Below are 21,601 nucleotides of genomic sequence, written 5' to 3'. Positions count from 1 at the left end.
CCTATTCTGCCGTGTCGAGACCGATGGCGCGGGCCACATGGTCGTAGAGTTCGTTGAAGGCCGGCGTGGTGCGCCGCCGCGGCCGTTCGAGATCGATCACGATATCCTCGACCACGCGGCCGGGATTCGGTGACATCACGATCAGCCTAGTGCCAAGCACCAGCGCTTCGGCGATATTGTGCGTGACGAACAGGATCGTCTGCGCGCTCTGCTGCTGCAGGTCGATCAGCCTTGTCTGCAGTGAAGCCCTGGTCATGGCATCCAGCGCGGCAAACGGCTCGTCCATCAGCAGCAGTGCCGGCTGCGTCGCCAGCGCGCGGGCGATCGCTACCCGCTGCTTCATGCCGCCGGACAGTTCGAACGGATATTTGTCGCCAGCCTCCGGCAGTCCGACCTGGCGGAGCAGATCGCTGGCGACGGCCTCGCGCTCCGCGGCCGGGCGCCCGGCCATGCGCAGGCCGAAACCCACATTGGCCTTCGCGGTCAACCATGGAAACAGCGAGTAGTCCTGGAACACGACGCCGCGTTCGGGGCTCGGCCCGGCGATCGCATGGTCGTTGATCAGCACCTCGCCATGCGACGGTTGCACGAAGCCGGCGAGGATATTGAGCAGCGTGGTCTTGCCGCAACCGCTCGGGCCGAGGACGCAGACGAATTCGCCGGGCTGGATGGTCAACGACACCTGGTCAAGCGCGACCGTGCGGCCGCGCCCGGAGTCATAGACATGTCCGAGCTCGTGACAGGCGATGAGCGGCCGCTGGACCGCGGATGCCGTGGAAACGTCCACTCTCACATTCATGCGACGACTCCGGTGACGCCGTTTCTATTTCTCGCGCGCCTTGTCGAGCAGCGAGCCGACTACGACGGTGTTAAAGTCCGGCACCTTGACGTCCGGCCGCACCAGCTTGTTGTCGATCGCCCATTTCGCCTGCGTCTGCAGTTCGGCGACGAGATCCGCGCGTTCGAGATCGATATTGAAGCGGGTGCGCGGCAGGAAGTTGCGGACGATCTCCGGATCGACCTTGATGCGCTCGGCGATCAGCGCTGCTGCGGCATTCGGATCCTTCTTGATGAGGTCGTTGGCATCGATCAGCGACTTCAGCACCTTCACGAGCAGGTCGGGATTCTTGTCGATGGTCGATTGCAGCGCGATCACGGTAGAAAATCCGACATAGAGTCCGGGCGAGCGGATCGCATGGAACTTGTCGCCGCCCTGCTTGAGCGCGAGCGAGATATGCGGCTCGGTCCAGATGAATGCATCGACCGCGCCATTCGACAGGCTGGTCACGAAGTCGCCGGGGTTGAGGCTGACGGCGGTGACGTCTGCGAAGGTCAGATTGGCTTCCTTCAGCAGCTTCGACAGGTAGTAGTGCGCGTTGGTGCCTTGCGAATAGCCGATCTTGCGGCCCTTGATATCCTTGATCGTCTTGATGTCCTTGACGGCGACAAGGTCGAAGGATTCCTGACGATTCAGCGTGGCGATGATGCGCACCGGCAGGCCGTTGAGATTCGCGAACAGCACCGGCGTTTCGGCTGCGGTCGCCACCACCACGCCGCCGCCGACCAGAGCGTCGAGTGCGAGGCGGCCGCTGGCGAAGATCGTGGTCTTGGGCGTGAGGCCCTGCTTGTCCCAGGTCTTGGCCTGATCGGCGACGAAGAACTGGCCCCAACCCATGGAGAGGCCGGCGCCGATCGTCACATCCTCCGCGCGCGCCGTCGCAGCCGAGGCAACGAATGCCGCGCCCAGCACCAACGCGGTGCGGGCCAATCGCCTGGCATGGCTGAAAAACCGTTCTGAATTCGTCACGTCACAAGCTCCTTGTTGAGAATGGGGGCGCGATGCCAAGACCGTGCGTACCGAGCGGCAGTCCGGAATGCTGATGAAACCGGCCGGCCAGCCGTGCGAGGCTGCGGTCGGACAGAGCTGGGCCGATCAGCGTCACGCCTTGCGGCAGGCCGTTCGGCAGAAAACCCGAGGGCACGGCGACTGCGGCGAGATCGGCCAGATTGACGAATGTGGTGTAGGTGCCGATACGGGCATTGAGGGTGATGGGATCGGCCGCGATCTCGCCGATCCTGTAGGTGGTGGGCGTCGTCGGCACGAAGAGAACGTCGATGTCGCGCCAACCGGCGTCGATTTTCTGCTTCAGTTCGGCGAGACGCTGCTGACCGGCAAAGACCTGCGCGCCCGTGATCCGCGCACCGCCCAGCAGGATGTCGCGAGTGACTGGCAGCACGGCATCGATGTCGCGATCAAGGAACGGCTTCAGCGCGCCGTAGCGATCGGCCAGCCACGGGCCGAGGAACAACATGTCGTTGATTTCGCGAAACGGCGCGAAGTCGATCTCGACGCGCACGCCGCCGATCGCCGTGAGGCGCGCGACGGCGGCATCGAACAGTGCGGCCGCCGCCGTGTCGCCGAAGAACTCTAGCCAGGGCGCCGCGGGCACGCCGAAGCGGAACGACGGCCATGCGTCCGCTTCGCGTAGCGTCAGCGGCCGCGCGAACGGGTCTTCCGGATCATGGGCGCGGATGACGTCGAAGCCAGCCTGCGCGTCGGCGACGGTGAGCGCGAACACCGAGATCGTTTCGATGGAGCGACAGGCCGGCACCGTGCCGACACCGCTGATGAGGCCGCGCGTCGGCTTGAGACCGACCACGTTGGTGAGCGCGGCGGGCACGCGGCCCGAACCGCCGGTGTCGGTGCCGAGCGCCAGGCTGGCGAGGCCGGCCGCGACCGAGACGGCGGCACCCGAACTCGATCCGCCCGGAATGTAGTCGGCATCGAACGGGTTGCGTGCCACGCCATAGGGCGAGCGGACGCCCACGAGCCCGGTGGCGAATTGATCCATATTGGTCTTGCCGATCAGGATCGCCCCGGCCGCCAGCAGCCGCGCGACCGCGGGACTATGCCGGGTGGGGACATAGGAATAGTCGGGGCAGGCCGATGTCGTAGGAAGCCCGGCGACGTCGATGCAGTCCTTCACGCTGAAAGGCACGCCCCAGAGCGATGCGGCCGCGCGATCGGAGGTCGACTGTCCTTCGAGTTCACGCGCACGGGCGAAAACCGCGTCGCGTCCGACATGCCCGATCCAGACGCCATCATCCCCGCGCGCTGTGATCGTGTCGAGGATCGACTCCACGACTCGCGAAGGTGCCAGCGATCCATCCGCATAGGCGGCCGAAAGCGTCGGCAGATCGAGTTCGATTTCAGGTGCAGGGTAGCTCACGTGGGATCCTTCGGTGTTGCGAAGGGCCGCGCGATCTCGAATGCCCGCGCTGCGCGCAGGACCTTCGCATCATCAAATTTCGCACCGATCAGTTGCAGGCCGACCGGCAGACCCGCCGCGGTCAGTCCGGCCGGAATCGATGCCGCTGGCTGTTGCGTCAGATTGAACGGATAGGTGAAGGGCGAGCGAATGGGCCGCGTGGCAAGATCGGCCTGCGATGCATCGATGGCTGAAGCAGGAAATGCCGTGGACGGCGTGATCAGCAGATCCCAGGACTGATGGAAGCGACTGAAGTGCCGACCCAGCGCCTCACGCTGATCGATGGCCTTCACGTAGGACACGACGCCGATCGCGCGGCCCTGTTCGGCTGCGGCCAGTAGGCCGGCTTCGCTGAGATTGCGCCGTTCCGGGGCGAAGCTGTCCACGAGTTTCGCGGCGCCGGCCTGCCAGAAAGTCAGGAAGATTGGCAGCGGATCCTCGATGCCGGGATCGACGCGCTCGACGATGGCGCCGAGATCAGCGAATACCTTCACCGCCTTGTCGACGATGGCTGCGACTTCGGGATCGACCGTTGCGTAGCCGAGGGCGGGGCTATAAGCGATGCGCAAACCTTTGACGCCGTCCTCAAGCCCGCTCTGCCACGCCACGTCCTGCGGCGGCAATGCATTCCAGTCGCGCAGGTCGGGCCGCGCGATGACGTCGAGCAGCAGTGCGGCATCGCGCACCGAGCGGGTGAGTGGGGTGACGTGAAACAACGTGCCGTTCTGCGACGGCGGATAGACCGGCACGCGGCCGAATGTCTGCTTGAAGCCGAAGGCGCCGCTATGTGCAGCGGGAAGCCGCGTCGAGCCGCCGCCATCGGTCGCCACATGCAGCGGGCCGAAGCCGATCGCCGCCGCCGCACCCGAGCCGCCGCTGCTGCCGCCCGGTGTGTGCGCCGTATTCCAGGGATTGCGGGTAATGCCGGTCAGCGGGCTGTCGCCGAGCCCCTTCCAGCCGAATTCGGAAGTGGTGGTCTTGCCGAGCACGACGGCGCCGTGCTCGCGCAGGCGCGCGGTCGCCGGCGAATCTTCGTTCCATTCCTGGTTCGGATCGACCGCGCGGCTGCCGCGCAGCGTTGGCCAACCCTTCGCCAGGATCAGGTCCTTCAGCGCAACCGGAACACCGTCGATCAGACCTGCAGGTTCACCACGATGCCAACGTTGTTCAGATCTTTCAGCGGATGCGAGTGCAGAGTCTGCGTCAAGCAAGGCAAATGCATTGATTTTCGGCTCCAGCCGTTGAATGCGATCGAGAATTGCGCGCGTGACTTCGACAGGTGACAGTTTTCGCTGACGATAAAGCTCAACAAGTTCGACAGCGGAAAGAAATGCGACGTCTGCGCCGCTTGTTGCATCCGATACATTCGCTTGACCAGAAGCGCTCTGGATTGCCATGCCTCATCCCCTTGTGTGCTTGACAAGACAATGGGTAGGCGTCGCGACATTCGCCTTGCAGCAATTAATTGCCGAATTGAGCTGCGAGGCGATATTCGAACTGCGGCGACTGTCATGCGCAGTTTTCGAGAACAAAGATATTGCGAAAGCATTCTCTCAGAGAGCAGATCGACGCCTGCTCGCCAGATCGGCGGCGGCGAGGTGTGGGCGCGGAATGCCGCGAAAGCGGTGCATCCGCGTTATCCGGATGCTGCGTGGCGGTCGTCGCCTTCCTCCGCACGCTTTGATGCGCGCGCTGGTGGCCGTACTTCTTCTGAAATACGCCTGCCGGCGTTCGGTGCCATTGTTGGTGATCAGCGTAGGCTGTCGGCGACGACCTGGCGCGCCAATACATTGTCATCGGGCAGGCCGATCGATATCCGCAGCCAGGTCGGCAGCGCGGGATAGGATTGCTTGATCGCGATGTCCCGCGCCGCAAGGGCTGCAGTCACATCACCGTGTCGCTGGCCGGCATCGAAGAACACGAAATTGCCCTGCGCTGCAGAGAAGGAAACGCCGTTCGCGCGAAACAACGCGTGCCAACTCTCGCGCTCGGCGGCAACCGCGGTGCGCACTGCGGTGATATGTTCGCGATCGGCCAGACTTGCCTGAGCGGCGACCAGGCCGAGGCGGTTGAGGCCATGAAACGCGCCAATGCCGATCTGCCTGAGCGATCGGGCGAGCTCGGCAGGCGCCAGCACATAGCCGATGGCGAGACCGGCGAGGCCGTGGATCTTGGCGAAAGTCCTGAATACGACGACCTGATGGCCGTCACGCACGAGGCCAGCCACGGCGCGCCGTTCCGGATCTGGCGTGTAGTCGAGATAGGCTTCGTCGACGATCACCAGCGCGCGGTTCGATAGATCGCGGACGAATGCGATGAATTCCTCGGCTGGACTAACAGTGCCGCTCGGATTGTGCGGGTTGACGAGATAGACGGCGCGGGTCTGCGCATTCACCCGGCGGGCAATGGCCGGAAGGTCGTTGTTGAGCCGATCATCCAGCGGCACGGCGATGGCCTTGCCGCCGGCTGGCGCGACGGCATCGACCAGCGCCGTATAGCCCGGCTCCGAATAAATGAACTCGCCGCCGGGGCCGCCTTGCGCGGAGAGATACAGCCCTAGCACGTCGAGGATTTCGCCGAGCACGATCTGCTCCGGCGCGATACGTTCATGCGCGGCGATGGCGGTAGTGAGCTGGTCCAGCTCGGCGCTGACATAGCGGTCGAGATGGGCAAGGTTCTCTTCGATGGCACGGAGTGCGCGCGGCGAAGGGCCGAACGGGCTCTCGTTATGCGACAGGCGGATGATGGAGCGGGGTGCGTCGGTCATGGCGACGGACTATACGCGCTTTGCGGCATCAGCATACGTCATGGACGATGCGCCCGTCGACCATTGTGAGCAGACAGGAGAGATCCTTCAGCTCCGCCGGTGGCAGTGTCGTGGGGTCATCGGACAGCACCGCGAGATCCGCAGCGAAGCCGGGTTTCAGGCGGCCCTTCCAGCCTTCGTCAAAAGTGAGCGCAGCGCCGGCGGCGGTGAAGAGTTCGAGCGCCGTATGCGCATCGAGGCGCTGATCAGGCCCGATCACGCGGCCGGTGGAGCGCTCCTCGCGGGCGCAGGTGGTCCACAGCGTGAAGAACGGATCATAGGGAATATTGTCAGTGGCGATGGCCAGGGGAATACCGGCATCGAGGATGGCGCGATGAGGTACGACGCCATTTCCGCCATCGGCCTCGTTCAGATATTTGCTGCCGCCCTTCCAGAGATAATAAGTCGAGATCGTCGTCACATAGACGCCGAGCTCCTTGAGCGCGCGGATGTCCTCAGGCCGCGCACGGCCGATATGTTCGATGACCCAGCGGCGTTCAGCGATCGGATGTCGCTCGTTCACCGCCCGCAGCACGGGGACGATCTCGTGCAGCTGGTCCCCGACGATGGTGTGCAGGCGCAAGTCGAATTCGGCGGCGAGGAAACAGGCCTCGCGAAAGTCGGATGGCGTCACCGCCTGTTCGACGAAGCCAGACCAGCCAGTGTCGGGCAGATGCGCGCGGGCGCAGCAGGCGACGACGGGATCGCCGCCATAGGCGATATGGATGCCGGAGACGCGCAGCCAGCGGTCGCCGAGCCCGCTGCCGCGTGCGGTGGCGAGCCAGTCGCGCATGATGCGGCGAGCCTCGATCAGGTCGTTCCAGCTCGGACTCAGCACGAGGCCCGCGCGGATAGTGAGTTCGTTGAGTTCCCAGAGCCGGCGATAGACCGAGATGGTCTCGGCGGCGGAGCCGTGGCCTTCATAGATGCTGGTGGTGCCCTTGGCATTGTAGAGCCGCTGCGAGCGGCGGACACCTTCGAGGCGGTCGGCAAAGCCGAAGCGCGGCACCGCGGGCAGGATGTCTAATTCCACCGTCGGACGGTTGTTGTGCTCGACGATTATGCCGGTCGGTGCGCCCTGCGCATCGACTTCGATCTCCACGCCGCCGATGCGCGGGTGTGTGTCGGGTCCGATATTGTTGAGTTCGAGCCCGCGCGTATTGAGTGCCGAGTGGCCCGGCGGCTTGCCCCAGTTGCCGAACACGCCCTGGATATAAACGGGATGATTGGGCGCTGCGGCGTCGAGTTCGTGGCGGTTCGGCAGGCGTTGCTCGGCGAGGGCGGAGACGCCGTCGAAGAAGAAGGGCGGTGTGCCCGCCGGCATGGTGACGATCCATTCGCCCGGCGGCGTGTTGGCGGCGGCATTTCGGATGCGCGCGAGGATGTCTCCGACAGACCTGGCGCCGGCGAGTGAGGGGCGCAGCGTCTTCAGCCCCTCACGCTCCATATGCGCATGAGTGTCGTTGAAGCCCGGAATGATACAGGCGCCCTGCAGGTCGATCCGTTCAGCATCCGGCGCGGCGTCGCGCACGGCGTCGCGGTCGCCTACGGCTACGATCACGTTGCCGTCGATCGCGATGGCCTGCGCGGTGGGCCGTTCGCGGTCGAACGTCCAGATCTTCGCATTCTCGAAGATCCGCTGTCGCAGTGCAGGCGTTGTCATGACGCCGCGTACCAGGGGAACAGCCAGCGCGCGAGCGCGACGAAGACGCGGTCGGCGAGAAAGCCGAAGGTGCCGAGCAGCGCGAGGCCGATGAACATGATGTCGACGCGGAACAATTGGTGCCCCTGCGACATCATATAGGCCACACCGGCCGATGCGCCGGACAGTTCGGCGGCAACCAGCACGATCAATGATACGGCGATGGACTGGCGGATGCCCGACAGGATGAAGGGAAGCGCGGCCGGCAACACCACCAGCAGCAAGGTGTCGCGGCGGCTGGCGCCGAGGCAGGCGGCCGAGCGCAGATAGATGAGATTGATGTCACGCACGCCGATGAAGGTGGTGATCCAGATCGGAAAGAATGCGCCCCATGCAACCAGCACCACCTTCGACGGTTCACCGATGCCGAACCAGAGCACGCAGAGCGGCACCAGCGCGATCGTCGGAATGGCGCGAAAGCCGTGCAGCAGCGGCTCGGTGAGATATTGCAGCCAGCGAACACGCGCGGTGACGAGGCCTAGGCCGATGCCCGAAGCGAGCGCGATGACGAAGCCGAGCCCGGCGCGCTGCAGGCTGATGGCGATGTTGCGGCCGATCTCGCCCGACGTCAGCATTGGGATGAAGGCCTGCAACACGGTGCTTGGCGGCGGGAACAAGACTTCGTTGACCCAGTCCGAATAGCGCGGGATCGCTTCCCAGATGGCGATAAACAGCACGAGGCCGAGGATGTTCAAGGCCAGACGCGTGAGCTGAGCCTTCCGCCGTGCGCGGTCATTGGCGGCACGGAACTGGGCCTCGAAGGAGGGCGACGCCGGATGCGCATCGTCGGCCAGATCGATATCTGAAATCGTCGTCATGCGGCCCTTCGCGTACCATTGGTCAGTTCGCCGGAGATCGAGCCGTAGAGTTCACCGAACGCTGTCGAGCCGCGGTCGCGGGGATAGTCGGCGTCGATGATGCGCTCCGAGACGATGGTGCCGGGATGAGGCGCCATCACGACGACGCGCTGGGCGAGGACGATCGCCTCGTCGATATTGTGGGTCACGAAGACGACCGAGACGCCGGTTTCTTTCCACAGCTGCAGCAGATCGTCCTGCAGGGTCTGCCGTGTCATCGCATCGACGGCAGCGAATGGCTCGTCCATCAGCAGAACTTTCGGTTCGACCACGAGCGCACGCGCGACGGCGACGCGCTGGCGCATGCCGCCGGAAAGTTCGTGCGGATATTTGTCCGCAGCGGCGAGCAGGTCGACGCGGCCGAGCGCATCGAGCGCCAGTTGCCTGCGCGCGCCGCGCGACAGTGGCTTGGCACGCAGGCCGAATTCGACGTTCTGCCGCGCCGTCATCCAGGCGAACAGTGCATATTCCTGGAACACGACACCGCGGTCGGGGCCCGGGCCCAGAATTGGCTGCTGCTGGAATGCGACGCTACCGCGGCTCGGCTGCAGGAAGCCGGCGATCAGATGCAGCAGCGTGGTCTTGCCGCAGCCCGACGGCCCGATCAGGCAGACGAACTCGCCGTCGCCGATCTGCAGCGAGACGTCGCGGAGCGCCCAGGTGGGAGCACCGTCGCGTCCCGCATAGATTTGCGAAACGCCTGAGACGTCGATCAGCGATGCAGTACCTCGGCTCACGTCAGGGTCACGCGGTCTGGCTGCGCAGCCTTGACCGGCGAATCGACGACAAGGCTGCGCAGCAGCGGACGCAACTCGCCCTTCGGGGGCTTAGCAAGTCCGGCATCGATCGCCCATTGGGCCTGGCTAACGAGATCGTCGACGAAGCGATCGTCGAAGGTGAGCTTGAAAGTGAAAGTCGAGGTTGCCTCGGTGATGTCGCCGGCTGGCGTCTTGATCCGGTCGGCGATGATCTGCGGCCAGTTCTTATCGCTGGCGATGCGAGCTTCGGCTTGCAGGAATACCTTTACCGCAGTGTTGACCAAATCCGGCTTCTCCTTAAGCACGCGCTCGGTGGTAAGCAGGAGTTGGTGGCTCTGGAAATATTTCTCTATCCCGTCGAGCGTCATTTCATCGACCTGGCCATTCGACTGCTTCTGTGCCACGCCGACGGTCTGGCTGGTCCAGGCAAAGCCATCGATATCGCCGCGCGCCAGCGCCGTCGTCATGTTATTCGGCGCGAGATCGACGACGGTGACGTCCTGCAGTTTAAGGCCGGCGAGTTCGAGATATTTGGCGAGAAAGAATTGGCCCGACGTGCCGATGCGGGTGGCAATCTTGCGACCCTTGAGGCTTGCGGGATTCTTCGGATCGATAGCGCCACCTTTGCGCACTGCAAGCTTCATGTCGCGCGAGTAGCGGCTGTAGTTGATCACGGCGACGGGACGCAGTCCGGTCAGTGCAGCGAACACCAGCGGCGTATCCGTGGAGGCTGAGAAATCGGCTGAGCCGGACAGCAGTGCCTGCATGGCGTCGCGCCCGGTCTCGAAGGATGAAGTCGTGAGGTCGACATTGGCTTTTTCCCAGAGGCCGGCAGCTTCGGCGACATAGGGGAGGGCCCAAGTGTAGCCGGTGCTGCCATAGGCGAGCACGGCCTTGCTATGCGTCTGCGCGATGGCCGGAGCGCCGAGAAGGCCGGTGGCGGCCGTAGCGCCTGCGCCGATCAGAAGATTGCGGCGGCTGAGCGAAGGAGGGTGAACGCCTCGGCGGGAAATTGTCACGTATCGGATCCTGGGTTGGTTGGCCAAATGTCGATGTCGTCGGTCGCAAATATCCGTGCTTCGGCGCGCCGCATCCGCCGGCACACCGCGAGCCGGTCCGGGCTCCTGTGCTGGATGAGCCGCGGTCGCATTGTTCGCCGCAATGGTGAGCGGACTGTGCATATGCGCAGAAGATACGTTGCGCGGTGGGCCAGCGGCAATTTCGGATATGCTGCATTTCTTGGATAAAGCTTCTGTCCGAAAGCGTGTCGGGAGAACAACGGACCTACTCTTAGGGTAGCGCGCCGGAGGCTTTTCACTTCACCGCATGCGTTGGCCGTCCGCCCATTGGCGGATCAGGGCCAGCACGCGTTGCTCGGCCTTGAGGGCGGAGCGCAGTTGCGGACGATCCGGGCGCTGTGTCCGCAGCGTTCGCCGCAGCCGGACACAGCGGTCCAGCGAGCGCAAGGTCTGCGCGCGCGCCCGCATCGCCAATGGAATGGCGTCGCAGGCGTCGAATGCCGCCCGTGTGTCCGCTTCGTCGAGATCGACGGGATCGCGCTCATAGCGTCGCTTGAGCGGAAAATCGATCATCACAATCTCCCACCCAGTACGATCCGGACAACCGGAATCGTTGCCTTATGCTTTCGGCGATCCATCGGCATGTCGCGGCGTCCAGAATTTCTCGAGCTTGAGGCTGGCAAGTGCCTCGTTGATCGGCGCCGCAAGCACCCATTCCCTCACGTCGATATCGCTGCGGATCAGCTTTTCGGACTTGGAGAAATCGACGACATCCTGGAATTGGGCCAGCAGGAATTCGTCAACGAGCGGATTGAACGCCTCCTTCAGCGACTGGCCGTGGAACTCCTCCTGCAGGGCCTCGTAGGGCGTGCCGGATTTCGACCAGATACGCAACGCCTCGTCGCGATTGGCTTCGTCGCCGATCCACGCGACCGCCTTGAGAAGGCCGGTGACGACGCGGCGCGTCGCGTCGGGATATTTCTCGCGGAATTGATCGGTGACGAGAATGCCGCCAAAGCCGGTGGCCTTCGGACCGATGTCCTTCGATGTGTAGAAGATATCGATGATGCCCTTCTCGCGCAGCGACAGCACCGAGCTCGAACCGATACTGGCATCGACACTGCCGGCGGCCAGCGCAGCGAGTTGATCGGCAGTCTTGAGATCAACGACGGTCAGGTCCTTGGCCGTCAGGCCATTTGCCTGCAGCGCGCGCAGGAACGCCCAATGCAGGATGGTGCCTTTCTGGAAGGTGACCTTGCGTCCCTTGAGATCCTTGATCGAATGGATAGGCAGTCCCTTGCGTGCGGCGCCAAAGATCGTGGTAGGACCGTAATTCAAGAGCACGCGGGTGGGCAGGCCGTTGGCGCGGCCGATCACATTCGGCAATGCGCCGTACTGAGCGAAATCGATACGTCCGTTGGCGATGCCTTCATTGACTGCCGGTCCGGTGCCCGCGAGATAGGTCCATTCCAGCTTGACCGGCGTGTCCTTGAATTCGTTGGCGATGAAGTCCTTGGCCTGGGCGACGCCGAAGGTCGCCACACCGTAGGGCTGTCCGAAGCCGGCACCGAAGGCGCCGAAGCGGATCGTCTCCGGCGTATCGGTGGCGGCGCGGGCCACTGTGCCGGCTGCCAGCAGCGCGGCGGCGCCAGCGGTGAAACTGCGTCGCGTGATCCTATCCATGATGGTTGCTCCTGGTTTCAGTGTCGGAGATCGGCGAGAACGCGCTGCTTGAGCGCGAGGAAATCGGGCGCGGCGCGGTCGCGTGCGGCCAGTTCAACCGGGATGACGCTGCGGATGCGGCCGGGGCGTGGCTCCATCACCACGATGCGGGTCGAGAGATAGACGGCCTCCTCGACGTCGTGGGTCACCATGATCACGGTGGTCCGCTGCGCCTCCCAGATGTCCAGCAGCGCGTCCTGAAGTCGCGTGCGGTTCAGCGAGTCGAGAGCGCCAAGCGGTTCGTCCAGCAACAAGATTGCAGGCCGCCGAACCAGCGCACGCGCAATCGCGGCGCGCTGCGCCATTCCTCCGGATAACTGCTCAGGGCGTGCCCACTCGAAGCCGGACAGACCGACCAGCGCGATGGAGTCGCGGACGCGCCGCGCTTTTTCTTCCGTCGGCAGCGGAAAGGCATCGAGCGCAAGCGTGACATTCTCTGTCAGCGTCAACCACGGAAACAGCCGGTGATCCTGAAACACGATGCCGCGGTCGGCGCCGGGGCCGCTCACCTGCGTGCCGCCGAGCAGGATCTCGCCGCGATAGTCGTCGTCGAGCCCCACGATGAGACGCAGCAACGTGGACTTGCCGCAGCCGGAGGCGCCGACGATGCTGACGAATTCGCCGGGCAACACGGACAGCGACACATCCTGCAGCACGGGCAGCGGCGTCTCGTCGACCACATAGGTCTTGGTGACATGCCGGATCGCGAGTTCGGTGAATTCTGTCATGCGGTTTCCATCACGTGAGGCCGGAGGCGCGCGTCAAGGCCAGCGACGACAGCCGGCGGCACACACGTGTCGCCAGATAGCCGGTGGCCGCGAGCGCGATGACGCCGATGATGACGATGTCCATGCGAAACTGTTCACGCCCTTCGGAAACGAAGGTGCCGATGCCGCGCCCGTTGCCGATCGCATATTCCGCGCCGACGGTGCCGATCCACGCGCTGATCAGTGCGATCTCGATGCCGATGGTGATGGCCGGAAGGGCGGCGGGAAGCAGCACGCGGCGGATTTCTTGCCGGCGCGACAGGCTGAGCACGCGCGACACTTCGCGATAGGATGTCGGCACGTTGCGCAGGCCGGTGGCGGTGTTCAGTGCGACCGGAAAGAAGGCTGACAGCGCGATATAGACGATCTTGCTGGCCTCGCCGTTGCCGAACCAGGCCGTGAGCAATGGAATCCAGGCGAAGAGCGTGATCTGGCGCAGCGCATGGAAGGAGCCGCCGCTCGCCCGTTCGACGGTGGAGGACAGGCCCATCGCAGTGCCTAGCGCGAGGCCCAGCACGATGCCGATGCCGGCACCGCCGGCGTAACGGAGCGCGCTGGCGGCGATCGCTCGCCAGATCTCGCGGCCGGCCGCATCGTCGAACGGTGCGAGCAGAATCCGCTCGGGCTGAATGGCGAGCGGGCCTGACAGCCAGCCGACATGTACCGCCCAGGCCCAGCCGAGCGCGAGGGCGAGCGGCAATACCAGACCGCGCGACCACGGCAATGCGCCGCCGCGCGTTGCTCGCAGAGCTTCGGAAGGTATCGCGCCGCTCATGGGCGCGCCTCCCAGTGCTGCAGTCGTTGCTCGATACGCGCAAGGCCGGTATCCATGGCGAGGCCGATCAGGCCGATCACCACCATGCCGACGATGACGATGTCGATCTGGAACAGGGTGCGTCCCCACACCATCGTGTAGCCGACGCCCTCGGTGGCGGCGAGCATCTCGACCACGATGAGCGCGATCCATGCATGGCTCAAGGCAGTGCGCAGGCCGCCGAAAATACCGGGAATGGTTGCAGGCAAAACGAGGCGGCGCAGATAGGATCGCGCCGGCAGCTGCAACACGCGCGCAACCTCGCGAAACGGGGCAGGGATCTGTTTGACGCTTTCGGACGTGGCAATGACGGTCGGGACGAAACTGGCCTTCGCGATGAGAACGAATTTGAGCGTCTCATCGAGACCAAAGATCAGCAGCAGGATCGGCAGCCAGCCGAGCGACGGAATCTGGGCGAGCAGTCTGAAGGTCAGTCCGCAATAGGCCTCGACGGTGCGCGACAGGCCGAGCAGCGCGCCGAAGACGAGGCCGCCGCCAGCTCCGATGGCGAAGCCGATCCCGATCCGCCACAGGCTGATGCGAAGCCCGTCGACGATCTCGCCGCCACGGATCAGGTCGATGGCGGTGGTCGCCACCAGTAGCGGCGGCGGCAGGATCTGCACCGGCAGAAGCCGCAGCGATGCCGCACATTGCCATGCGATCAGGATGATCAGTGGAATCGCAAGCGGCAGCAGCCGATGGCCGACCGCGCGCGCCGTCCAGATGCGGCGAACGGCGGGAAAGCGATCGACGACACGGTCGACGGCCACGGATCTGACGTTCATGCGAAGCTCCGGGACGCGCAATGCGTCCGACACCGCCGGGTATTGTCAGTGGCCGAAGAGTCGATAGCTGCGATCGATGCCGCGCTGATCCCGCGTTTCCTTGGTCCAGCCGACAGCGCGTCGATAGCTGCCGAGTACATCGGACTGCTTGAGTTCCGCAGCTGCGAGGCTGACCGGCTCGTCCGCGAAGGGCGAAACGTAGAGCGAGTCTTCCGGACAGTAGAGTTCGCACATGAAGCAGGTCTGGCAGTCGTCCTGCCGGGCGATGACGGGCATGCCGTCGGTCTTGTCGAACACATTGGTCGGGCAGACGCGGACGCAGATATTGCAGGAGGTGCAAGTTTCGGAATCGATGACCTCGATCATTCTGCAGCCTCCGCAAGAGATGCTTCGGCGTGCGGACGGGTAGCTGTCCAGACCTCGTCGAGGCCGCCGGTGGTGATGTAGTGGCGCTGCGACGGATCCTGCTCGGGGAAGTCGTCGCGCCGATGCATGCCACGAGTTTCCTTGCGCGCCAGCGCGCTGCGATACATCCAGCGTGCCGTCGCCAGCATCGCGGCGCTTTCGCGCGCGCGGACCGCGTCGATGCCCGACACAGCGCCTGCCTTGGTGGCGTCGTGCCAGAGTGTGTCGAGGCGCGCGAGCGATGCCGTCAGGCGACCAGCTTCGCGGAAATAGTTGATCTCGTACGGGAAGACCTCGTTCTGCACGGCTGTGGCAAGGGTCGCGCCGTTCAATGTCGGGCGCGTGCTTTCCTGCAGGCCCACGGTGCCGGCGCCCGTTGCATTCCGGCGGATACGGCGCGTGCCCTTGACGTAACGTGCCGCGCCCTGGCCCGACCAGTAGCCGGACGACATCGCCCACGCCGCATTGTGGCTGCCGCCCCCGGTGAAGCCGCCGCAAACGAGTTCGCGCGTCGCGGCATCGCCGGCGGCATAGAGGCCGGGCACGGTGGTGGCGCAGCTGTCATCGACGATGCGCAGGCCGCCGGTGCCGCGGATCGTGCCTTCGAGACGCAGCGTGACCGGAAAGCGCTGGGTGAAAGGATCGACGCCCGTGCGGTCATAAGGCAGGAAGAAGTTCGGCTGCGAGACGCGCATGGCCTCCTGAATGTCAGCATCGGCCTTGTCGAGCTGCGCGTAGACGGGACCCTGCAGCAATGCGCGCGCGATGGCCGAACGGCCGCCCTTCGACGCAGCACCCGGCACCGGCGTCCCATCCTCATAGGTGAAGGTGCCCCAGCCGAAGAACAGCGTTTTGGTCACCGATCCGAATGCGCTCGATATCGCATAGGGATTGGAGAACTCCATGCTGGTCAGCTCGGCGCCGAGTTCGGCGGCCATCAGATATCCGTCGCCGGTGAGAACGTTCGAGCCCAGCGTCTTGCTGAGGAAGGCGCATCCGCCCGTCGCGATGACGACGGCACCAGCGCGCACGCGCCATGGCTTTCCGTCCTGGCGCTGCTGGCCCCCGGCGCCAGCGACGGCGCCGGCTTCATCGACCAGCAATTCCAGCGCCGGACTGTGATCCAGGATCGTGACACCCGCGGCCTTGGTGCGCTTGCGCATCAGCCGCATATATTCCGGCCCCTGCAGCGAATTGCGCTGAGATCGGCCGCTGTCATCGGTCGGGTAGGGATAGCCCCATTCCGCCAGTCTGTTGCTCTGGTCGTAGGTGCGGTCGAGGACGCGGGACATCCAGCGGCGATCCTGCAGATAGCCGCCCATCTTCTCGCGATTGGTCATCGCGGCCTCGCGCTTGTCAGGCGATGGATCGATGTACCAGACACCGGTGCCGGATGGTGCTGTGGCGCCGGAGGTCCCGCAAAAGCCTTTGTCAACGAGCACGACGCGCGCGCCTTCGCCGGCAGCGCTGATTGCCGCCCAGGTGCCGGCCGGGCCGCCGCCGAGCACCAGCACATCTGCATCGAGCTCGACGGCGTCCGCTGTGCGTGCATCGACGCGAGGCGCGTTGTCGCTCATTTAATATCTCCGCTGCAAATCGAGATACGCCCGCAAGGCGTCAGAAGCTATCGTGAATGTTTGCCCACAACATTCGCTCTGGCAATTTCAGATATTGCTCCAAGCGGAGGACAAACACGCCGCAATGGCGCGGGGTGAAGAAAGAACTATCGCTTCCTTGAGAGACCGACGTCGCAATCCGCGATTGAGTGCGCTCTTCGTTCAGCAAGAACAAGAATTTCATTTCGGCTAATGAACGTTATCGAAAATGATCGAGATGTTGCCGCCATCATTGAGAGGCGAAAACTATCTTCGTGTCATTGAGGTTCTAGAATGACGGAGCTCTGGCGATCGCCAGCTCCAGATCGATTGGTCTGCGATCAGCCGATTTTCTGCCGCGCCATCCATTGCGTCGGCGTCAGCCCGAGCTCGGCACGAAATGCTGACCGCAATGCGTGCGCATCTGGAAATCCGCTGCGAAGGGCGACATCTTCCATGCCATGTACGCCGGATGTCAGCATCTCCTGGGCGCGCGACAGGCGCACTTGCTTCAGCCATTGTCCGAGGTTGCCGCCGGTCCGCGAGCGGATATGACGCGACAGGCTTCGGCGGCTCATGCCGGCACGCTCCGCCAGTTCGTCGAGCGACGGCGTCCGGGTCGGATCTGCGCGCAGCCCTTCCAGAATTTCGGTGACACGCCGATCGGAGGACGATCCGATCGCCGGGCGCTCAAGCACCTGCGGTTGCTGGCCCGAGCGTTGCGGCGCAAGAACGAGGTGACGGGCGACGCGGTTGGCTTCGCCGAGCCCGGACATGCGGGCGAGCAGATGCAGACAGCAGTCCAGCCCGGATGCGATGCCCGCCGAGGTCAATATCTGCCCTTCGTCGATAAAGAGTGCGCCGGCATCGACGTCGACCGTGGGATAACGTAGCGCGAACGTCTTCGCTTGAGCCCAGTGCGTTGTCGCGCGGCGTCCATGGAGCAAGCCGGCTTCGGCCAGACCAAAGGCTCCGAGGCAAAGGCCGACGACGATCGCCTCGCGCTCGCCTGCCATTTGCACTTCCGCGATGATATCCGACGACAGCGGTTCGTCGACGTTCCGCCAGCCCGGCAGGATCACGACGTCAGCCTCGCGGGCCGCCTCCAACGGATAGCTCGCCTCGATCGTCAATCCGCCTGCGGTCTTTAAACGAGGCTCGTTTGAGCAGACGTCGATCCGATGACCGCTGGCCAGGAACGGTTCGCCGAACACTGCGAGCGGCGTGGACAGCATGAAAGGACTGATGTGATCGTAGGCGAGGACGGCAATTCGCATTGGCCCGATCTACACCAAAAATGTCCATCGGGCCACTGACGGACGCTGGTGTGCGCGAGTAAAGGTCGCTGAAACCTCAGGAGCCCCATTATGACCCGCACGCTTCTCGTGATCGACGTCCAGAACGAATATTTCCCCGGTGGCCTTCTTCCACTATGGAAGCCCGATGAAATTGAGGCTCGCATCGTGTCCGCCATCGCGCGGGCAAGAGCTTCAGGAGACAACGTCGTCCTCGTTCGACACGTGTCGAAGGCAGACGCCGGTTTGTTCGCGGCAAACGGCCCAGGTAGTGCCATCCGACCAGCCGTTCTTGCAGCTGCAGCCGATGCTCCTGTCGTCATCAAACAGTTCGCCGACGCTTTCCAAGAGACGGAACTATTGTCTCATTTAACGAAAACCGACGAATTGCTGATCTGTGGAATGATGACGCAGAACTGTGTCGTCTTCACCGCCCTATCGCGCGCGGCTGACGACCTGTCGGTCCGGGTCATCGGTGAACTCTGCAGTGCTCCGACTGAGACAGTTCACAATATCGCGTTAAATGCTCTGGGATCGAAGGGTCTTATCGTCAGCGTAACGGACCTATGGAGCTCGTGAGATATCGACAGATAGTCCTGTCAATCCGGCAGCGTCATTTCGTGCTCAGAAAGTGATGGCAGCGATCACGGTCCAATAAAGCTGCTTTCCAGCCATCCTGAAAGTTCTCACAATCATCCGGCCCAAGACGCTTGGGCGTTGGCGCAAGGCCGGCTTTCGCTACTACTGGCGCTGGAAGTCGCGTCCGCCGTACGGCATTGTCTGCCCGACGACGATTTCATTGTCGGTAACGTCAGGCGTTGGCCCGGACTGTGCAAAGGCCGAAGACGCATAGGCAAACGCGAAAAGCGGGCCCGAAATGGCGAATGCCAATCGACTTTCCGAACGTGAATGAAATCGATGCGATCAGGATGAGCTGCCGGGATGATTCTTATTGAGGCCGTGAACGCGTCAATCGCTCCCAACGAAGCGAATGCCAGCGGCGCCGACCGCGGCGAGCGCAATCACATTGCTCGCTAAACGAACGAATGACCGGCGGTTAGGGATTTCAGTCATCCATGCGGCCTTAGCGTAGGCCATCGGCTTTAGAGGATCTTTCCGTCGTCCGGTATCGGTTGCAACCCTAGCTTTTTGGCCCGGCGGCTGTATCGAATCCGCGAGAATAAGTTGCGCCTCGCGGAGGGGGATGGCGTCGCGGTGATCAGATAGACCGTGAACAAAACGGTTTTTGCGACGTCCTACATGACGTCCTACATGCCCAACATAGGGCAGGTTCGCCTATTGATTTTATTGGGGAAATTGGTTTCTTTCCGTTCCGTGATATCCCTTACGGAGCGCCATTTCGCGATGTTCTCGCGCATTTCCTGGCCACATCTTTCGATCATTTCCAGCCCCGCCCGTGCGAGGCCGGTCCCTTCGGAGGTTGCCCGATCTTCTCTATCGATCATTGCCGCCGATCATCTTGCCTTTAAGGCGGTCGCAGACAAAGCCGGAAATGGAGCCTCACGTCGCAATGCGTGTCGCAGGCTGCATTTGGATTGAGCAACGAGAAGCGGACCGCTCGGGCGGTGAACGACTGAAGTTTACGGCTGTTCGGGCCGGTTCGCCGCCGCCTCCATATTGATTTTGCTGTATCGCGGATCTCCAGTTATTTCCTCTCCGATCCAGTCCGGCAGTTTGAGCTCGAAATCCTCTCGCTTCAATTCGACTTCGGCGATCACGATCCCCGTCAAGCTGCCGTGATAGACATCGATTTCCCAGGTCACTCCCGCATGCGGAACGTAGTGCCGGATCTTTTCCACAATGCGGCCATCGCACATCGTGTGCAGGATTTCCTCGGCATCCGATACCGGGATCGCATATTCGAACTCGGAGCGTGCCAGCCCATGACGTTGACCTTTGAGGGTTATCGTGGCGCGTTCTCCGATGATCCGAACCCGCGTCTTGCGGCCATTGGTATTGGCGACGAGCCCATCCTTTATTCGAGCGCTCTCGGCGACGGATGATCTCCATCGATCGTCGGCGAGCAGAAATTTTCGCTCAATTTCCTGGGCCATGACGGCAGCCTACCCTTTATCAAAGTGCCGAGTGGCTACTTCCTATGCCGCCGGGTGCATGCGCGTCAATTTCGGATGCGCCCGATCGAAGTCCGGGTGCCAGCGGCAGCGCAACGGACATGCGATCATGGCGATGTGTCGTGTGGAATTGGAGATTCCTTGGCGACCTTGAAGGACTGACGAAGAGAAACGAGGCTGTTGATGAAGGTATTTTCGTATCCATGTTGGGGCTCGAATACGCTCATAGCGATGAGCCCGCCCAAGTGAAGGGAATGATCGTCGCTGCCGAATGGCGCTTCGGTGAGCTTGTCAATTAGGTTCTCGCGTGTAAGCGCGATGCGCCTAACGCCGACCTGAGGGGGCGACGGTTGAAGCTTTCAGAAAGGCAAGAAGGTCGCCAACCTCTCCATCCCAGAGCCCCCAGAACCGCATCGTTGTGCCGGGAACGACTTTCTTTGGATTTTTCAAGAACGCGGCTAGCGAACTGTCATTCCATACCAGGCCAGCGTTAGCTGCGTCTCGCATTCCTGTTGAATATTTGTAGTCAGGGACCGCGGCCGCATGCCTGCCGAGGACGCCTTTAAGGCTCGGACCAAACGTACTGCGATCGGATTCGAGAGTGTGACAAGATGCGCAAGCCTGGTAGATACGCCGCCCGCGCTCAATATCTTCCGCGACAGTTTGAGAGGCGGTAAATAAGATAAGTAAGTATGCCGCGCAGCGGATTGACGCTCTCACTCAGTCGTCCTTTTCAAGCGTATCCGACTGCCGTCGCACGTCAGGTGTTGCCGCTTCATCGTGCCCACTACGGCTGCTGTAGAACATCAAGGCCATAAGACCACAGCCGATAAGCAAGGAAAACGTTACGCCAAGGATGAGCGCGATCCATCCGTGGATTGACATCTGTACGTCTTCCGCTGATGTCCAAGCCATGGAGGCCCACACCACGGCGAACAGCAACATGGCGAATAACGACAGCAAGATAACGGCTTGACCCACACCGATCTTTCTCACTGCAGGGGCTTTCAATGGGTTCGGCATCACGGCGCTCCATTACGTGAGACTGGTCGTGTGAGACCTTTGAAACAGCCTTGTTCTATCATCGCCGACCTTCCTGCACACGAAGTTCACTGAAATTACCGTCCCAGCCCACCTCGTGACACCGGCCACTTTCGGTATGGTCAGTTTGCAACACGTATCACTCAATGAAATCTGAACCATCAGAAATTTCGGAGCGAGCGCGCCGGAATGAGCCTCAGATGAACTGCAATTCGATAGTCGCGCCCGATCCCGATGCACCGGGAGCATGGGAGAAAATGCGTAAACGAAACTGACCTATCCCCAGAGCAACAAGGGTACGCGCGACACGGATACATTCCGTCGAAATAGCCAAACACCGTGCAAGACCCGATGAAGATATCGCGCCTCGACAGAAGGCGGCCGTTCACTCAGCCATCGACAGAGTGGAGACGGCTATGATCAACGGATCGAACGCCATGAAGCACAGGCGAATTTCTAAAGATTGAGGATGAAGCCCAAGCAGTTGGAAGATCGAGCGGCCGCAGCGCGAGGGCGACACGTCGCCGATAATGGCGGGCATCGCTACGGCGAAGGCTGCGTTTCCTTCTCCACGTTAGCATCAATATATGGTGATGCTTACATCCTAGTCCCGATAAGAGTCTTCCGCTAAGTATCGAAACTGAGAAGTCGGTTGTTTTCGCCCCCCCCGGGG

General features: G+C 62.8%; 22 protein-coding genes. 1 reads left to right on the top strand and 21 read right to left on the bottom strand.

The annotated features are described in order from the left end of the window. Position 1 precedes the first annotated feature (1 nt). The 17 genes from AC1RLZ_RS13840 to AC1RLZ_RS13760 form a co-directional block, all read right to left on the bottom strand. The gene (locus AC1RLZ_RS13840; RefSeq protein WP_439062485.1) at positions 2-799 is read right to left on the bottom strand and encodes an ABC transporter ATP-binding protein; all 798 of its coding nucleotides are present in this window, start codon (positions 797-799) and stop codon (positions 2-4) included. Between the two features lie 24 nt (positions 800-823). Beyond that, positions 824-1,807 (bottom strand): ABC transporter substrate-binding protein, encoded by a 984-nt coding sequence (locus AC1RLZ_RS13835; protein ID WP_439062486.1) that lies wholly within the window; start codon positions 1,805-1,807, stop codon positions 824-826. A 1-nt stretch (position 1,808) separates the two neighbouring features. After that, positions 1,809-3,230, bottom strand: coding sequence for an allophanate hydrolase (gene atzF / locus AC1RLZ_RS13830; RefSeq protein WP_493189086.1), 1,422 nt, complete (start codon positions 3,228-3,230; stop codon positions 1,809-1,811). After that, positions 3,227-4,666, bottom strand: coding sequence for an amidase (locus tag AC1RLZ_RS13825; protein ID WP_439086151.1), 1,440 nt, complete (start codon positions 4,664-4,666; stop codon positions 3,227-3,229). Before AC1RLZ_RS13825 ends, atzF begins: the two co-directional genes overlap by 4 nt. A gap of 353 nt (positions 4,667-5,019) precedes the next feature. Continuing rightward, positions 5,020-6,036, bottom strand: coding sequence for a pyridoxal phosphate-dependent aminotransferase (locus tag AC1RLZ_RS13820; RefSeq protein ID WP_439062489.1), 1,017 nt, complete (start codon positions 6,034-6,036; stop codon positions 5,020-5,022). Positions 6,037-6,064: 28 nt separating this feature from the next. Further along, on the bottom strand, positions 6,065-7,738 hold the full coding sequence (locus AC1RLZ_RS13815; RefSeq protein WP_439062490.1) for an amidohydrolase: 1,674 nt from the start codon (positions 7,736-7,738) through the stop codon (positions 6,065-6,067). Continuing rightward, positions 7,735-8,595, bottom strand: a complete 861-nt coding sequence (locus AC1RLZ_RS13810) for an ABC transporter permease (protein WP_439062491.1) — start codon at positions 8,593-8,595, stop codon at positions 7,735-7,737. The genes AC1RLZ_RS13815 and AC1RLZ_RS13810 overlap by 4 nt, the downstream gene beginning before the upstream one ends. Then, positions 8,592-9,371: an ABC transporter ATP-binding protein gene (locus tag AC1RLZ_RS13805; RefSeq protein ID WP_439062492.1), complete on the bottom strand. Its 780-nt coding sequence runs from the start codon at positions 9,369-9,371 to the stop codon at positions 8,592-8,594. Before AC1RLZ_RS13805 ends, AC1RLZ_RS13810 begins: the two co-directional genes overlap by 4 nt. Then, positions 9,368-10,411: an ABC transporter substrate-binding protein gene (locus AC1RLZ_RS13800; protein WP_439062493.1), complete on the bottom strand. Its 1,044-nt coding sequence runs from the start codon at positions 10,409-10,411 to the stop codon at positions 9,368-9,370. Before AC1RLZ_RS13800 ends, AC1RLZ_RS13805 begins: the two co-directional genes overlap by 4 nt. A gap of 300 nt (positions 10,412-10,711) precedes the next feature. Then, on the bottom strand, positions 10,712-10,984 hold the full coding sequence (locus tag AC1RLZ_RS13795) for a hypothetical protein (protein WP_439062494.1): 273 nt from the start codon (positions 10,982-10,984) through the stop codon (positions 10,712-10,714). 45 nt (positions 10,985-11,029) lie between these two features. Further along, entirely contained in the window at positions 11,030-12,094 is a 1,065-nt protein-coding gene (locus AC1RLZ_RS13790; protein WP_439062495.1) for an ABC transporter substrate-binding protein, read from the bottom strand. A 17-nt stretch (positions 12,095-12,111) separates the two neighbouring features. Beyond that, on the bottom strand, positions 12,112-12,861 hold the full coding sequence (locus tag AC1RLZ_RS13785; protein WP_439062496.1) for an ABC transporter ATP-binding protein: 750 nt from the start codon (positions 12,859-12,861) through the stop codon (positions 12,112-12,114). Between the two features lie 10 nt (positions 12,862-12,871). Continuing rightward, entirely contained in the window at positions 12,872-13,675 is an 804-nt protein-coding gene (locus AC1RLZ_RS13780) for an ABC transporter permease (protein WP_439062497.1), read from the bottom strand. Beyond that, on the bottom strand, positions 13,672-14,499 hold the full coding sequence (locus tag AC1RLZ_RS13775; RefSeq protein ID WP_439086149.1) for an ABC transporter permease: 828 nt from the start codon (positions 14,497-14,499) through the stop codon (positions 13,672-13,674). Before AC1RLZ_RS13775 ends, AC1RLZ_RS13780 begins: the two co-directional genes overlap by 4 nt. Before the next feature lie 45 nt (positions 14,500-14,544). Further along, positions 14,545-14,865 (bottom strand): 4Fe-4S binding protein, encoded by a 321-nt coding sequence (locus AC1RLZ_RS13770; RefSeq protein ID WP_439062499.1) that lies wholly within the window; start codon positions 14,863-14,865, stop codon positions 14,545-14,547. Beyond that, the gene (locus AC1RLZ_RS13765; RefSeq protein ID WP_439062500.1) at positions 14,862-16,481 is read right to left on the bottom strand and encodes an FAD-binding protein; all 1,620 of its coding nucleotides are present in this window, start codon (positions 16,479-16,481) and stop codon (positions 14,862-14,864) included. The genes AC1RLZ_RS13770 and AC1RLZ_RS13765 overlap by 4 nt, the downstream gene beginning before the upstream one ends. 359 nt (positions 16,482-16,840) lie before the next feature. Then, the gene (locus tag AC1RLZ_RS13760; RefSeq protein WP_439062501.1) at positions 16,841-17,776 is read right to left on the bottom strand and encodes a GlxA family transcriptional regulator; all 936 of its coding nucleotides are present in this window, start codon (positions 17,774-17,776) and stop codon (positions 16,841-16,843) included. A 90-nt stretch (positions 17,777-17,866) separates the two neighbouring features. Here AC1RLZ_RS13760 and AC1RLZ_RS13755 point away from each other — a divergent pair, with 90 nt between their 5' ends. Next, entirely contained in the window at positions 17,867-18,373 is a 507-nt protein-coding gene (locus AC1RLZ_RS13755) for a cysteine hydrolase family protein (protein WP_439062502.1), read from the top strand. A gap of 1,022 nt (positions 18,374-19,395) precedes the next feature. On the opposite strand, the gene AC1RLZ_RS13750 is transcribed toward AC1RLZ_RS13755, so the two are convergent. The 4 genes from AC1RLZ_RS13750 to AC1RLZ_RS13735 all read right to left on the bottom strand — a co-directional run bounded on the left by AC1RLZ_RS13750 (position 19,396) and on the right by AC1RLZ_RS13735 (position 21,469). Continuing rightward, positions 19,396-19,869 carry a CYTH domain-containing protein gene (locus AC1RLZ_RS13750; RefSeq protein WP_493189085.1) on the bottom strand — a complete coding sequence of 158 codons (474 nt, stop codon included), beginning with the start codon at positions 19,867-19,869 and terminating at the stop codon, positions 19,396-19,398. Between the two features lie 342 nt (positions 19,870-20,211). After that, on the bottom strand, positions 20,212-20,607 hold the full coding sequence (locus tag AC1RLZ_RS13745) for a c-type cytochrome (RefSeq protein ID WP_493189084.1): 396 nt from the start codon (positions 20,605-20,607) through the stop codon (positions 20,212-20,214). Next, entirely contained in the window at positions 20,608-20,910 is a 303-nt protein-coding gene (locus AC1RLZ_RS13740) for a hypothetical protein (RefSeq protein WP_493189083.1), read from the bottom strand. 403 nt (positions 20,911-21,313) lie between these two features. Continuing rightward, entirely contained in the window at positions 21,314-21,469 is a 156-nt protein-coding gene (locus AC1RLZ_RS13735; protein WP_493189082.1) for a hypothetical protein, read from the bottom strand. Positions 21,470-21,601: the final 132 nt, after the last annotated feature.

It is taken from the genome of Tardiphaga sp. GW822-FHT04G09 (assembly GCF_058800725.1).
This window is presented reverse-complemented; position numbering and strand designations above follow the sequence as displayed.

Coding starts and splice junctions, on each gene's coding strand:
- AC1RLZ_RS13840 (WP_439062485.1), bottom strand. CDS start 799: ATGAATGTGAGAGTGGACGTTTCCACGGCATCCGCGGTCCAGCGGCCG.
- AC1RLZ_RS13825 (WP_439086151.1), bottom strand. CDS start 4,666: ATGGCAATCCAGAGCGCTTCTGGTCAAGCGAATGTATCGGATGCAACA.
- AC1RLZ_RS13820 (WP_439062489.1), bottom strand. CDS start 6,036: ATGACCGACGCACCCCGCTCCATCATCCGCCTGTCGCATAACGAGAGC.
- AC1RLZ_RS13815 (WP_439062490.1), bottom strand. CDS start 7,738: ATGACAACGCCTGCACTGCGACAGCGGATCTTCGAGAATGCGAAGATC.
- AC1RLZ_RS13810 (WP_439062491.1), bottom strand. CDS start 8,595: ATGACGACGATTTCAGATATCGATCTGGCCGACGATGCGCATCCGGCG.
- AC1RLZ_RS13795 (WP_439062494.1), bottom strand. CDS start 10,984: ATGATCGATTTTCCGCTCAAGCGACGCTATGAGCGCGATCCCGTCGAT.
- AC1RLZ_RS13790 (WP_439062495.1), bottom strand. CDS start 12,094: ATGGATAGGATCACGCGACGCAGTTTCACCGCTGGCGCCGCCGCGCTG.
- AC1RLZ_RS13785 (WP_439062496.1), bottom strand. CDS start 12,861: ATGACAGAATTCACCGAACTCGCGATCCGGCATGTCACCAAGACCTAT.
- AC1RLZ_RS13780 (WP_439062497.1), bottom strand. CDS start 13,675: ATGAGCGGCGCGATACCTTCCGAAGCTCTGCGAGCAACGCGCGGCGGC.
- AC1RLZ_RS13775 (WP_439086149.1), bottom strand. CDS start 14,499: ATGAACGTCAGATCCGTGGCCGTCGACCGTGTCGTCGATCGCTTTCCC.
- AC1RLZ_RS13770 (WP_439062499.1), bottom strand. CDS start 14,865: ATGATCGAGGTCATCGATTCCGAAACTTGCACCTCCTGCAATATCTGC.
- AC1RLZ_RS13765 (WP_439062500.1), bottom strand. CDS start 16,481: ATGAGCGACAACGCGCCTCGCGTCGATGCACGCACAGCGGACGCCGTC.
- AC1RLZ_RS13760 (WP_439062501.1), bottom strand. CDS start 17,776: ATGCGAATTGCCGTCCTCGCCTACGATCACATCAGTCCTTTCATGCTG.
- AC1RLZ_RS13755 (WP_439062502.1), top strand. CDS start 17,867: ATGACCCGCACGCTTCTCGTGATCGACGTCCAGAACGAATATTTCCCC.
- AC1RLZ_RS13750 (WP_493189085.1), bottom strand. CDS start 19,869: ATGGCCCAGGAAATTGAGCGAAAATTTCTGCTCGCCGACGATCGATGG.
- AC1RLZ_RS13740 (WP_493189083.1), bottom strand. CDS start 20,910: ATGCCGAACCCATTGAAAGCCCCTGCAGTGAGAAAGATCGGTGTGGGT.
- AC1RLZ_RS13735 (WP_493189082.1), bottom strand. CDS start 21,469: ATGCCCGCCATTATCGGCGACGTGTCGCCCTCGCGCTGCGGCCGCTCG.